17 protein-coding genes and 1 other RNA gene are annotated in these 12,783 nt (G+C 44.8%); 3 read left to right on the top strand and 15 right to left on the bottom strand.

The genetic code is table 11. The annotated features are described in order from the left end of the window. The first annotated feature begins 3 nt into the window (after positions 1 to 3). The gene (locus tag IPM19_01900; protein ID QQS23298.1) at positions 4 to 909 is read left to right on the top strand and encodes a hypothetical protein; all 906 of its coding nucleotides are present in this window, start codon (positions 4 to 6) and stop codon (positions 907 to 909) included. A gap of 71 nt (positions 910 to 980) precedes the next feature. Here the strand turns inward: IPM19_01900 and IPM19_01895 are convergent, their stop codons facing one another. From IPM19_01895 to IPM19_01885, 3 genes are all read right to left on the bottom strand, one after another. Next, positions 981 to 1,754 carry a bifunctional (p)ppGpp synthetase/guanosine-3',5'-bis(diphosphate) 3'-pyrophosphohydrolase gene (locus IPM19_01895; GenBank protein ID QQS23297.1) on the bottom strand — a complete coding sequence of 258 codons (774 nt, stop codon included), beginning with the start codon at positions 1,752 to 1,754 and terminating at the stop codon, positions 981 to 983. Between the two features lie 119 nt (positions 1,755 to 1,873). Beyond that, positions 1,874 to 2,278, bottom strand: coding sequence for a 50S ribosomal protein L7/L12 (gene rplL / locus IPM19_01890; protein QQS23296.1), 405 nt, complete (start codon positions 2,276 to 2,278; stop codon positions 1,874 to 1,876). Between the two features lie 37 nt (positions 2,279 to 2,315). Then, entirely contained in the window at positions 2,316 to 2,834 is a 519-nt protein-coding gene (locus IPM19_01885; protein QQS23295.1) for a 50S ribosomal protein L10, read from the bottom strand. Positions 2,835 to 3,224: 390 nt separating this feature from the next. On the opposite strand from IPM19_01885, the gene IPM19_01880 reads away from it, so the two are divergent. Then, positions 3,225 to 3,437 carry a hypothetical protein gene (locus tag IPM19_01880; GenBank protein QQS23294.1) on the top strand — a complete coding sequence of 71 codons (213 nt, stop codon included), beginning with the start codon at positions 3,225 to 3,227 and terminating at the stop codon, positions 3,435 to 3,437. Here IPM19_01880 and IPM19_01875 read toward each other — a convergent pair whose 3' ends face one another. Then, positions 3,438 to 4,703 (bottom strand): hypothetical protein, encoded by a 1,266-nt coding sequence (locus tag IPM19_01875; GenBank protein ID QQS23293.1) that lies wholly within the window; start codon positions 4,701 to 4,703, stop codon positions 3,438 to 3,440. Positions 4,704 to 4,814: 111 nt separating this feature from the next. Between IPM19_01875 and IPM19_01870 the strand changes: the two genes are divergently transcribed. Continuing rightward, on the top strand, positions 4,815 to 5,156 hold the full coding sequence (locus IPM19_01870; GenBank protein QQS23292.1) for a hypothetical protein: 342 nt from the start codon (positions 4,815 to 4,817) through the stop codon (positions 5,154 to 5,156). A gap of 60 nt (positions 5,157 to 5,216) precedes the next feature. Here the strand turns inward: IPM19_01870 and IPM19_01865 are convergent, their stop codons facing one another. The 11 genes from IPM19_01865 to IPM19_01815 form a co-directional block, all read right to left on the bottom strand. Next, positions 5,217 to 5,483 (bottom strand): hypothetical protein, encoded by a 267-nt coding sequence (locus IPM19_01865; GenBank protein ID QQS23291.1) that lies wholly within the window; start codon positions 5,481 to 5,483, stop codon positions 5,217 to 5,219. Positions 5,484 to 5,602: 119 nt separating this feature from the next. After that, entirely contained in the window at positions 5,603 to 6,280 is a 678-nt protein-coding gene (locus IPM19_01860; GenBank protein ID QQS23290.1) for a queuosine precursor transporter, read from the bottom strand. 132 nt (positions 6,281 to 6,412) lie between these two features. After that, entirely contained in the window at positions 6,413 to 6,625 is a 213-nt protein-coding gene (locus IPM19_01855) for a hypothetical protein (protein ID QQS23289.1), read from the bottom strand. Positions 6,626 to 6,659: 34 nt separating this feature from the next. Continuing rightward, positions 6,660 to 6,813, bottom strand: a transfer-messenger RNA (tmRNA) gene (gene ssrA, locus IPM19_01850). Positions 6,814 to 6,902: 89 nt separating this feature from the next. Then, a complete protein-coding gene (locus IPM19_01845; GenBank protein QQS23288.1) occupies positions 6,903 to 7,142 on the bottom strand; it encodes a hypothetical protein in 240 nt (79 codons plus the stop codon). A 49-nt stretch (positions 7,143 to 7,191) separates the two neighbouring features. Continuing rightward, the gene (locus tag IPM19_01840) at positions 7,192 to 7,773 is read right to left on the bottom strand and encodes a hypothetical protein (GenBank protein ID QQS23287.1); all 582 of its coding nucleotides are present in this window, start codon (positions 7,771 to 7,773) and stop codon (positions 7,192 to 7,194) included. A gap of 422 nt (positions 7,774 to 8,195) precedes the next feature. Continuing rightward, the gene (locus IPM19_01835) at positions 8,196 to 8,630 is read right to left on the bottom strand and encodes a hypothetical protein (GenBank protein ID QQS23286.1); all 435 of its coding nucleotides are present in this window, start codon (positions 8,628 to 8,630) and stop codon (positions 8,196 to 8,198) included. 162 nt (positions 8,631 to 8,792) lie between these two features. Beyond that, entirely contained in the window at positions 8,793 to 9,353 is a 561-nt protein-coding gene (locus tag IPM19_01830; protein ID QQS23285.1) for a hypothetical protein, read from the bottom strand. 110 nt (positions 9,354 to 9,463) lie between these two features. Then, positions 9,464 to 10,093 (bottom strand): hypothetical protein, encoded by a 630-nt coding sequence (locus IPM19_01825; protein QQS23284.1) that lies wholly within the window; start codon positions 10,091 to 10,093, stop codon positions 9,464 to 9,466. A gap of 1,027 nt (positions 10,094 to 11,120) precedes the next feature. Next, complete coding sequence (locus tag IPM19_01820) at positions 11,121 to 11,366, bottom strand: hypothetical protein (GenBank protein QQS23283.1); 246 nt, start codon at positions 11,364 to 11,366, stop codon at positions 11,121 to 11,123. Positions 11,367 to 12,255: 889 nt separating this feature from the next. Beyond that, positions 12,256 to 12,549 (bottom strand): hypothetical protein, encoded by a 294-nt coding sequence (locus IPM19_01815; protein QQS23282.1) that lies wholly within the window; start codon positions 12,547 to 12,549, stop codon positions 12,256 to 12,258. Positions 12,550 to 12,783 lie beyond the last annotated feature (234 nt).

Here is a 12,783-nt window from a genome sequence, read left to right as displayed (position 1 = left end):
CTATTGTATGGCGACGAAGCGCAGGCTTCCCGCTTATACGCAGACGCGACCAATATGCTTAATGGCTTGCCTGCTGATATTGGCGAAAGCGACCAAGCTGACAGATATAACGAGCTGAAGGCTCAGGCGGAGGAATTGAATCAAAAACTTAATAAAGTAGAAAAGGCCAATGTGAGCAGCCTGGCAACTTTGGGCAACGGCAGCAATTTAATCAACCTGCCAAACTATTTTGCGGTGGAAGTTAACAGAACCATTATCGCCTACCAAAAACCCGCCAAGCAGATTCAAGATGACGTGCTAAAATCCAGCGAGCCGATTGTGGACAGCACAGCTTTAAACAGCAACTTAGCCGCCATCTACAACGGCAGCGAACTATTTGTCTGGGATTATGAAGACGATATTGTGACTGGTCGCTTTACAACAGGTGTTCCTTCTGGCAGCAGCTTCGGCGGGATGAAGACATACGCAACCAATAATCGAGTATACATTTTAGACAAATCCACCGGGGAAGTAAAAAACTTCAACACCGGCAATCGCACCTTTACGGCTGGCACAGTTTCCGCCAAAGATGATGCCTTTAAAAACGGTTCCGACTTAGCAATCGACGGCAATATTTACGTAGCTACTGGCGGCACTATTCTTAAGTATAATTCTGGCGCTAAGCAGGAATTCAATATTGGCATTTCTGGATTATCGGGAACCACCAAGCTGTTTACCCAAAACGATTTTGCCAACTTGTATGTTCTGGACAGCGGCAATAAGCGCGTGATCATATTAGGCAAAACCGGCGCACTAGTTAAAACTTTGAATAGCGACAAATTCACGGAACTCAAAGACCTAGCCGTGGATGAAAAAGCCCGCAGCATTTACGTACTCAATGGCAGCGAGCTGCTCGAAGTAAAATTCTAAACAGAATAAAAACACTTTTGGACACCATAAAAAAGACTCTCGAGAGAGTCTTTTTGTTATCGCAAATGTTATTATTCGGCCTTCTCCATATTCTCTTCCAACTCCGCCATCTGCTTTTCCATTTCGCCTAACAAGTGCTGACCAGCTTCTGGATATTTTTCTAAAACTTTTTTGAAAATCGGCCAATATACTTCTCGAGTTTCCTTGATAGTTTTTAACTGTTTCTCTTTAGTGTTGTTAGTTAAGCTGCGGAGATTGTGCAAGCGGTCGCCCATCTTGACCATAATTGTTTCCGGATCGGCTTCACTAAGGTTATCGATATAAAAATGATGAGCTTCTTCCTTAGTTTTTAATTCCACGCCGTCTACGCTCGGCTTTGTCAAAGTAATTACCATCTTAGCTACGCGCGGGTTAAACTTCTTGCTCAAGCGGTAGCTGGCTGTCTTTACCCAATCGGAATGAGCTTTGGTACGATTAGCAAACAAAGCCGAATCCTCTACAGAATCGTGAAGCAAAGCAGAAATGATCAAGTCTGGATCGCGCACACCTGCTTCGTCCATAAGAATAATGGCCACGGAACGAACATGTTCGAAGTATCGCTCTCCGCTATCGCGACGCTGGGGGCGATGAGCTTCTTTGCCCGAATCATATGCGTCTTCGATCATCAACACTTCGTCCTCACGCATGCCCTCTAAGCGCTTAAGGAACTTTTCGCGATTTTCTTGATCGGCGATTTCGTACTCCTTTTCTTCCGGGTCAACCAAGGTAATAATGACCTCGGTGTCCTCAAACTGTGTATCCAATTCTCCGGTCAATTCCGGATTATTCATTTCTGGATTGTTCATATTATCAAAATTAATGCTTATTTCAGCTTTATTTAATTATACCAGACCGATGACATTCAAGGGTACCTAGCCAGGGAAACAAAAAGACCCTCTTTCGAGAGTCTTTTTTATAGAAGTTATTACTTCAAGGTAACAGTAGCGCCAGCTTCTTCCAATTTCTTCTTCAATTCTTCAGCTTCTGCTTTAGGAGCGCCTTCTTTTACAACCTGAGGAGCGCCATCTACCATATCCTTAGCTTCTTTTAAGCCAAGGCCGGTAACTTCGCGAACTACTTTAATTACGTTGATCTTGCTTTCGCCAGCAGATGTCAATTCTACATTGAATTCATCTTTTTCTTCTGCAGCGGCAGCGCCGCCAGCAGCTGGAGCGCCGGCCATCATCATAGGAGCAGCAGCGCTAACGCCAAACTTTTCTTCTAATACTTTTACTAATTCGGAAAGTTCCAATACGGAGAGCTTTTCGATAGAAGCCACCAAGTCGGTAAACTTAGCTGGAACTTCAACAGTCTTGTTTTCTTCAGACATTATATTCCTTTCGATTAATTACTGTTAAGCCTAAGGCTTACGATTTTTGAGCAACCGCGTTCAATACGTTAATCAAACCGCGGATATTTCCAGCTAAGACATTTACAAAGCCAGAGACAGGGGCATTGATAGTACCAACCAGCTTGGCGCGAAGTTCGTCTTTGCTTGGCAATTCAGCCAAAGCAAGAACCTGTTCGCGGCCGGCAAAGGTACCGTCTAACACACCGCTTAAGATATTAATTGTCTTAACATCTTTGGAAACGTTTTTGATGATGCGCGCCGGAGCGACTTCATCATCGGCAGAAACGGCCAAGATTACTGGAGTCTTGTAATCGAGGCTGGAAGCGTCGATGTTATTAGCTTCGAAAGCTTTCTTAACTAAAGAAACCTTATAGACTTTGCTTTGCACGCCTTCGTTGCCAAGGGCGCGGCGGAAAGTGTCGATTTCTTTTACAGTAGTGCCGCGATAGTCTGCCAGAACAATGCTCTTAGCGCCTTTTACGCGATCGTTAAGCTCCTGCAAATCTTGCTCTTTCTGTTGTCGTGTTTTTGCCATAATTTTTTCCTTTTATGAAGGGACCGCGCGCTGCTGTTATGCAAGCGCCGGCCTGTCGACCTTTCTTCTAAATAATCCGGAACATATGTGCTCACTACGGGCCAAGCCGGTGATGCGAGCAGCTATAGAAACAATAAAACTCGGCTTCTTTATAATTGGCCGAGTTACAAAATCCGCGCGCACTATATTATAGTAGCGCTGGGTCGTTCCTCGGTGGGTCGCCATTTTACTGGCATTTAAGGCTTTTTCTTGGGAATTAGCCACCAACTGTCTTGGGATATTTAGTTAAAGAAATTATACTACGGTTGACTTTTTTTGTCAAAGAGGGTATAGTTATGCAGCATTAAATACTCAACAAATGCAATTTATATAAGTAGCTGAGGGGGAATCATGACTACGAACCTGAAGAAAGCCAAGCTGTTCCGTAATGAGGATTTGGCCGACAAAACTCAGGAGTTCGAAAAAGACATCCACAAAAGCGGAAAGAAAACTCACGATGTAATCCTAACCGAGACTTCGGTTACTACCGTGAATAAAAAAACCGGCCGCCGGATGAAAGTCGAAATACTGGAACAAAGCGAACAATTAGATAAAAGCGAGTGATTATTCACTCGCTTTTTTAATTGCCATTTCGATTTTAGCTTTGCGCCAGCTTTGTAGATATTCGCCCATAAGTTCTTGCAACATTTGCAACGCATCAGACTGTTCGATCTTTCCCGTTTCTACTTTATTGCAGAGAGCAAAAATATAATCGTCTACGTAATTTACCCCGCTGCCTATCTCTAGCTTAGCCGCCCGGAGGAAAACTTCTCCATTTGCCGTTTCTTCTATAAATCTAGTTCGCCAGCGAGAGTTCTTTACATGACGGTCATAATCTTCGCTCCAGTCCTTAAATTTACTTTCGGCTTCCATCTGGTGTTCTTCCTCAATAGTGGTAGTGAGCGCCTCTAGTTGCCGAACTAAAATATATGGATCCAGTCCGAGAGTCTCGCCATTTCCCTTTCCGGTCTGAGGAGCAAAATCGATCAGGTACGGGTTCTCTTCGTTATCATCAATCATGATATTGCGAGCATGACTGTCCCACATATTCAACCCATTTGCTTTTAACAAGTCGATGGTGTTTTTTATTCTCTGCACCGTTTCCTTGGGAAAAGTGTAATTTTTCTTTTTCAGGAATGTGTAAATTCTTTTTTCGTTTTCGGCCTCAATTTTTCTCTGCTCAAAAATGCGATCACCCTCGCGGGTGGCCTTTCCGCCTGGCCGCGCAAAATCGAATTCCAGGCTTACCGCCTGATGCAGCTGATTAAAATTGCTGGCCTGAATAGTTTCTAAATAACGGCTCTCTTTTAGCTCGAGGGCACGCTTAAACAAGTGAGTGGCAACATCCCTGCCATCGACCCAATCCATAAGCAGTAGGCCAAAATTATTATCCCCTATATTAACCCCTTCTTCTTCTAGGTGCTTTTTGATTCCTTCATCCGCTTCGAAGGAATCGCAAAAATATGGTACAGGGATCTTCGCATACTCTGCGGGGTCGGCTCCTTCGGCGATGGCTTGCTCTAAAATATCGTAAGCCTGCTTCTGGTTTAAGTATTCGTTATGAAGTGAATTATAATCCCCCACCTTTAGTAATTTACCCGCAAATTCTTTTGTTTCTCCACCCTCATCAGGATTATCCAATTCAATTTTAAAAATAACACCGTTATTGCCTTCATTAATCTTATGTTCGCGGCGAAGGTATTCCTGAATAGTTTTCTTAATGGCTTCAAATTCGACAGAAGCCCCTGGAAAGATCTCGTGGTCTTCGTTATCCTGCCGGTTTTGGAAAGCGGCCTGGAAATTTCTAGCTTGTTCCTGGTTAAATCTCATATATTCATTTTATATTATTCTGAGCTAAAATCCCAATCCTTTACCATCCGTTGACCTAGTCCTATAAAAATGATTCAATTAAGGCAAATGATCAGTGCATAAGGAGGTCTTATGGCAAAGGCAATTAATGATCCGGTCGAATTGGGTTTAGGGTTCGGTCTGCAACCATATGAACTCCTAATGAATAACGACCATGCGCACGAAATTAAAATGGTTCTCAGTCACAAACTAGGCAGAATCTTAATCCCTGAACATAATTTTCAGTGCGAATTTAACGACAAGCACAACGGCCACACAGCTCTCGTGGAGCTGTACGACCAAGGAATGATGAACCGCAAACTGTTGTTTGCTTATCATCAAATGCTGTTTAAATCACCTCTACCCGAAGTGATCAATGACGGAGAAATGAAAGTCACCATAAACGATGTTCTTATAGATTATCGGCACTCATAACTTAGCCCTCATCCTAGGGCTTTTTATTTTGCCCAAAATAAAAAACCTGGCGAACCAGGTTTATGAAAACATTTCTGTATACAGCTCCTCCATGTCGCGGACATCGAAGTCGATTTTCCTCAGCCGAGGAATCACGCTGTCTATGCCGCAAACTGGACACAATGCAGTATAACCTCCATCTACCCACTCTCGAATCGGATGTTCGTCGAGCCGATAGATTTTAGCGCAATAGTAGCAACCAAACTCCGCAACCGGTTTTATCCGTCCACTGCCCATAAAATGAGCTTTGTGGAAATAGTTGAGCGCCGTAATTGAAATCGCTATCATATGTCACCTCCTGTTGATAATTAAGGGTGACCGGTTGCGCGGATATAATCCTTCGGATTGACCGAAGGTGTTAATATAACAATTTTATGACCAAGCGTCAAGGGGATTATACACATGAACTACTCCTTAATCTTCAAACTGAACGGACTAAAGTTTGTATTATCGTCATAGTAGTCCTCGCCTTCTACTTGTTTAATTTTACGAATTATAAAATAAGTAATTGGGGTAAATACAACTTCTACAGTGATCTTTATCGCCCAGGCCGACAGAATCGAAACAATCAAGACTTTTATAGGCAATATTCCCGATAGCGCAATCATATAAAACAAAAGTGTGTTTAAGCCTTGTCCAAACACTGTAGAGCCAATGGTGCGCATCCAAAGATGTTTACCCTTGGTCCACACCTTCATTTTAGCCAAGACATAGTTGTTTAAAATTTCTCCTGCGAACACAGCGATCCAGCCACCGATTAAAATTCTTGGAACAATACCGAACACAGTGGCATAAGCTTCGCTGGCAGTAAAAAATTCCGGTGATGGAAAATATGCTACTACGTAAAATACCAAGCCAGCAATGACAGAGCAGGCTAAAGTTAGCCAAGTTACCAGACGGGCTCGTGCATAGCCGTAGACCTCGGTCAAAACATCGGACAAAATATATACAAATGGAAAATACAACACTGTTACGGAAACCGGAAATGTAAACAACTCTATAATTTTCCCGGCGGTCACGTCTGACACTAGCTGAAAGGTTATGTTAAGTGCGGTTAATAGACCAAGTAGTTTATAGTTCTTCATATTACTGTTAGATAATAAATGAATAATCCTTTTCGCTATAAACAAATGCTTGCTTGCAGCAAAAAGGATGTGATGTTGATGATACTTCTTTCGCAAAGGTTGTCTCTCCCATGCGATTGGTATCGAGTGACATCACGGAACACTCAAGTCTTTTCGGTCTTTCACCGCAGGGTCTTGCCCCTGGTTTCCCTTGTCTCGACGCGCCGCCTTATAAAAAGCAAAGACGACTGCCGCGAGAGCAAGGCCAAACAGCACCACACCGGGCAGCAAGCTGATAATAACGATCACCAGTGCGCCGAGCATAGAAACTGTCACAACGGTTGCTTCGAACTCTTTATGGTTCATAGCGTGTTCCTCCTGTTTTGTTTTTTGTTTTAAATGGTGGAGATGGCGGGAATCGAACCCGCATCCAAGAAAACGTACGCCTGTTTTTACAGATTCAGCGGCCATAGGTCGCAGCACAAGTCGGATTCACGGTTGTTTATCCCTGCTTTCTGCCCGGCTGGCTTTCCTGTCGAATGCCTGTCATCCCCGTCTTAATAAAATTAACTTGCACGTTCCGCACAATAATTTTACTAAGAAGGAGATGCGAACTAAATTGCAGTTCGCATTAACATGATTGTTACCACCTGGGTTCGTGAACCGATCCTTTCAAGACAATAGAATTGTCCGGAAAGAACGCCACTTGATCAGGCGGGATGTACAAATCATGGCCAGAATCGGCATTAAGAGATTCGACAAACATCGCAAAGTGGAAAACTTGCTCTGTTGACAGGGTATTTGGAATATTAATTAAAAAATCCAAACCCATCAACTGAACTGTTCCTCCCAACCTCGCCACGTATTGTAACAAACCTTCCATATTCCTCCTTTTTTCAACCGCGTTTTGGCTCGGTTGCGCCAGTTTAGGACTACCCTTTGGAAAGCTGAGTAATTTTTATACCAAGTGTACTTTCGATATATTCATTCAAATTACCAACCTTTGGCCCCTCGAAAGCGACCCATTTCTGTCCCTCACTGGCGGTGATGATCTCCATTTCCACGCCCGACTTGCTACCAGCAAACCTTGCGTCACGGACTCTCCTCGCACAACCCCTGCAATCAGAACCGCAAACCGTCAACTGGAACAATATGCTGCCGTCGCTCAGGAGTTTGAATTCCCGCGGTTTATCCCAACCTTCGATTGTCGCTTGGTACTTATATTCTGAGATGTGCTCACTGATAGCGATCAGGTAATCCCGGAACTGCTGGAACTTGGCCAGATTTTCCGGATCGTTAACGATCACAATCTGCTGCGCTTTGCTTTCGTCCAGACTGTCGTAAATAGCTTTTGCTTTCGCAAAACTTTCACGAGCTTCAGGCTTGGCCTCGGCGCATTTCGTTAACTTTTCCAACCTTTCCATCAGCGCGGACGTTTCCTTGCTCGGGATAACCGAGTAAAGAATCATCAAACTCCACTCCAATGCGGCTTCCTTTGCTGTCATATTTTTCATATTTTTATTTTTGAAGGAGTAACTCCTTTTTCAAAACACAATTATTTTTTATAGATTGCGTTCTAAAAAAGATATCCTAGACTGACTCTGATTTGCATCAAAATCAGTCTAGGCACGTAGGTCTTCGACCCATGCGAACGTGCGCGATTCGCTTTACACTCCTGCTATGTCTTTTTTACAAAAGGCATTGTGCATTTGTGATTACCACATGGCAGAACCTTTGCTTGGACAAACAACATTTCTCCGACTCGCCCCATTGGGACGCAGCCGCTAGGTGCGCTAACACAAGAATTGATGAACTGTTGTCGTTACAGACACCTCTGGTGGGTCAGCAGTTCAGCTGACGAGCAGGTCGGTCGAGCCGCCTACCCCCACCTTGGCTGGTTCAGGGTTTACGTGTTATCAACCCTCTCTATTTGCAACTATTTAGGCGAACACAGTAACCCCGTATCCGGATGAACATACAAGCCGCGTGGCTTATGAGGCAATGAAGGATGATCATAAACCTCACCGTCACAAACCCAGCAGTTTAACTCAACTTCAAATCCAACATGTTGCAGCAGATGATAGCCGCTCAAGGAACGACGATCAGCAACTGCACAGATTTCGCTATATACCGCATCCCAAGGACGACCAACCTGCTTTTGCAGATAGCGCCGTAAGGGATTATCGTTGTCGCTAAATTCTTTATAGAAATAATGATGACGATACCGACTAAAGGAAACACGCGAAGGATAACCGTAATCCTGGTCAGGGTCAAAAATGTTAGGATGAATCTTTAAACCAGTTTTTAAGCTCTTGTTAGAAGACCCTACTCGCTCACGCTCAGTGAGCACTTTACACATGTCGTTACGCAAAACTTACCTCCTGTTCGTTAGAACCTCTGTCTTGTCATAACTCTTTTCCTCCTGTTTTGTAATTAAATTTTCAAAACACAACGCATTATGTTCTGAAAAAAGAAGGCAACTTAAGTAACTAAGTTGCACGGGAAATAAGTTGGTTACTCAACTTTGTACAGTTTAAAAACTATACCTCACGCCAAACCGGGAGGTTTGGGTGGCAAAATGATACTCTCCACCAACCGAGAGACTGGTTTTCGGAAGAGTGACATCGACCCGAGGACCGGTACCAGAGAATCTCTGGGATGTGATCGAAAGACTCACGGCTTTACTAGCTTGGTAGCTAGCCTGGTTTCTGTACCAGTGACCGGAACCGCCCGACTCCACAACAAGCAGATTTGCAAATCTGCCTTTACCTGTCCATATAAAGCCAGCCTTGCGCAGCGAATTCTTCACAGTTTCCGCTCCTACCGCCACCCCGACCTGTACTCCTTTCGAAAAAGAGTAGGTCGGCCCGCAATAGACCTGCGAATACCCTTCGCTGGTCTGCCCCCAGCAGTAAGCGCCAAGCTTTGTCTTACCTCCGTAAGTAACAAAAGCTTTGACTCGCGCAGTCCCAGTGCTATCCACTTCGGGTTCAACGTAACCATGGAAGCTGTTTTTAGGAGCTTCTTGGCTTCGAACCGAAGCAACACACACAAACAAAGCGACAACGACGAAAGCGATTGTTATTTTTTTCATATTTTTATTTTTGAAGGAGCAACTCCTTTTTCAAAACACAATCATGTTATGTTCTGGAAAAGAATGAGAGATTTTCAAAGGATCTCTCGGAAACCTCAGTTATATGGTCACTAACCTTTTAAGCCCAGGAACTTGTGACCCCAGACCTCTCCCAAAGTAGCTATCGGCTTGTTCTTGGCAAAACTCGCTTCCAAAGCTTTCTGTTTTGCTTCCCTGCGACGCTGCCGGGAAGGGGAAACATATTCTTCGAAGCTCACCCCGAACATTTCCGATAGTTTGGAACCGATCTCTTCCACATCGCATGCCGGAATATCAAAGCGCATACCGCCGCTATCTGCGCTGTACGTTCCCCCGCTGCGATTCTCAACCGTCACGAACTTATTCCAGACGAGCTCGACCATGCCAGAACATTCACCGCATGTTCCGTTCATGCATTTGTCGAGTTCGAGCCAGAAGCTCATTCGGCCATAATCGTTCGAGCGAAAAACGAGTCGCCTCGCTTTCGGGCTGCCGTTGATGAAAAAGCTCAGCGCTTCATCGTTCAGATCTTCCAGCGGCTCGAAATCAAACACATCCGAACCATTTACATCTGCTGCAAGAATCTTGAACGAACAAAACGGTGAAGTTTTCTTCAAGTGAGTGACAACCTTTTCGGCAAACTCTCGAGTCTCTACTGCAGCCTCAAACCATTCATTAACAAGGTCATCCCAGTCCCACTCCTGGCCAAGAATTATATACATATCTCTCCTATAGATTTCCAAAAAATTTCAGAACACAACCCCAATGGTTCTGTTCTCAAAAAGATGCTCAAGATTTTTTGCCTACTTGAGCGATAAGGCTATTACCAACGGCCGGGTAATGGCGGCTGCTTATTAATTCGCTCATGCGGTGCTAATCGCATTCACGCTCAATCTTTTTCCGTAGTCACATACTACTTCGCGTTTTTTAGTCTTTTATTACGCTTTAGATTGAGTGCCCCAGTCTGACTAAGCTCTGGGGTGAGAAATTATACGCTACTGATCGCGCAAACTCTCGGAGAGGTCGATATACTCGGTCTCGCACTCCGCAGAACAACCTTCATTCGTTTCGTCATGACGCCAACCGCAGTTGACGCAATCGGGCGAGTGAAATGTTTGCGGAATACTTACCCTGTATTCGCTCTCGAAGTTAATGGCCCTGCTGACCATTCTCATTCCCATATTATTCCCTCCTGTATTGATATCCTGCGCGATCCTTATCAGTCCGCAGACCAGTAACATACTGGATTTAAAATCTCGAAAGCACAACCGGAGTTCTGTTTTCAAGAAAATGCTCAAGGTTTATACCTACTTGAGCGAAGAGGTTTACTGGTTGCTGCCAGTAGCAGTTGCTTATTAATTTCACGGCACCCTATCTCACGACAGTGACAGCCGGCCCATGCAATTTTTCCGCAGTAACGTTCTGCTTCGCGCTTTTTAGTCTCTTATAGCGCATCATGTATTGGGTATCCCCCAGTCCCGACTAAGCTCTGGGGTGAGAAATCCTCCTACCGCTTAACGTAGAGGTCTCGGTAAAGGAGCATGTCCCGATAGGACATAACCTTTGCCTCAACGGCTCTACCAAGCTGAGCATTGAAGGTTTCCTGCTTCAATCCCGGATTATGCCGCATGAATGCCTTAAAGCATGCATTGACGATCCGAAAGTTGAAGCGCGGGCCTCGCACTCGATGGTTCATTGGTTTACCTCCGAACAAGTATCCCGTGCGATCATTATCAGTCCACGGACCAGTCACTTACTGGGTTTTGCCATTCTTGCCTGCCGGTTATTAAAGCCGATAAGCAGAGAACCGTACCGCTTGGTTGCGCGATACTGTTTTGCCGTTTTGGCGCCGACTCGTTTGTGCTTTACAGCAAAAGCGAGATGGTCCTCCACGCTCTTGGCTCGAAGCGCCGGGTTCTTCCTCACCATGTAGGCAAGTTCGAACTCGACCGCAAGCTCGAGCTTGACAGTAGACTTTTCCGTAACCTTGTTCATGAATTGTGTCCTCCTGAATTTTTTGTAAACCTGAATTATGTTTTAAAATTTTTGAAAAAGACTAAGGCAAATATCTTTTTCTTGGAATGGATCTTTCTCGGCGCTAACCGAGACATTTTCACCTCGGCATTGGATACCGCCCATTCCTTTTAACCCGTCAGTTACCACACTTCTTTCGAAGCAGTCACTAACAACCGTTTCGGTCACCCTAATGGGCTTTTTGAAGCTTATTACAGTTACTAACCTGATCAAGGCTTTGGCTGTATCTCTGGAGGCATTCCAGAGTCCCGTTTTTCCCCCCTCCGAAGAGAAGTTTACGGTATGGCTCAACGCTTCAAGACCTATTCTCCTATTTGCCCTTCAACCAATGTTTTCATATGGTTGTAGCGACACAATGTTGGTAAGGAGACTTACAGGCGCGGACCTTCTTGCGGAAGGCGACCGAGACTGTACCAACTTTCCGATTCCTTGGGCTTGGCGGCCAACTACTTTTCATGCCGAGGCACTACTTCGTAATTACTCGTCGGGGTGCTTATTCCCTAGAGCCAAATCATCTTCTAACTTCCTTCGAGAGTCGCCAAACTCTCTGGACAAACCTGTAAGGCTGAGCGTAGGAGTTGCTTAGGCTCCTTCAGCGTATCCAAGTTCGTGGAGATTTCGGGACATCCCGGGCCTAGCACTGTGTAATATGCTAAACCTATCGTAGATTGCTCTACTGTCTTGCTCTCCAGGGCAAAAACCTAATGCTTAAAATTAAGAATTAAATTTTTGTCCTGGAAAGCTTTTTAAGGAACTATCTTTGAGAACACTATCTTTAATGTCCTCAAGAATAGGCCCGAACAAATTGCGTTCGGGCAAGAAAACTAACACCCATCTTTCTGACAGAGCCCTATATCACTACAGGGATGCCAAGTTCCCGGGTCAGAAACTTGTCGGCTGTTATCGACCCGTCATAACCGAATAAAACTACTTCGTTATGACGATGCCATCGATGCGGCTTTCCTTCCAGCAGACCGCTAACCTGACTCACTCGCCTGCGGCAAGTACTGCAGTCAGAGTCGCAGTTATTGACTGTCAGGGCTACCATGTTGCCGGCCACGCGAACCCTGCGAGGATTCGACCACCGCTCAACCGCCGCAAAACCAACTGTTTCAAAGTTTGGGATAGGGTTATTGTTGCTCATAGATCCTCCTGTAACTTTCTTCTGTCTCTTGCCGACGCGCCTGTGGCTTATGCGTAAGGTCAAGTGTCCGGAAAGTTGGCTTTCGCCTTTTTCAAAACACAAAATAATTTCTGTTCTGGAAAAGGTGCCCAAACAAAGTTTGGGCGGAAGTGACACATAGCAGAGTGGTGCTCCACCTCATCAGCCATATGTTTTTCGGAGGTCCACCACAGACTCTCCTATTGCCCGGCTCTT

It is taken from the genome of bacterium (assembly GCA_016699995.1).
In the GTDB taxonomy this organism is placed as follows: Bacteria; Patescibacteriota; Doudnabacteria; order UBA920; family UBA920; genus UBA920.
Note: the sequence above shows the minus strand (reverse complement) of the source record. Positions and strands in the feature narration are given on the sequence as shown.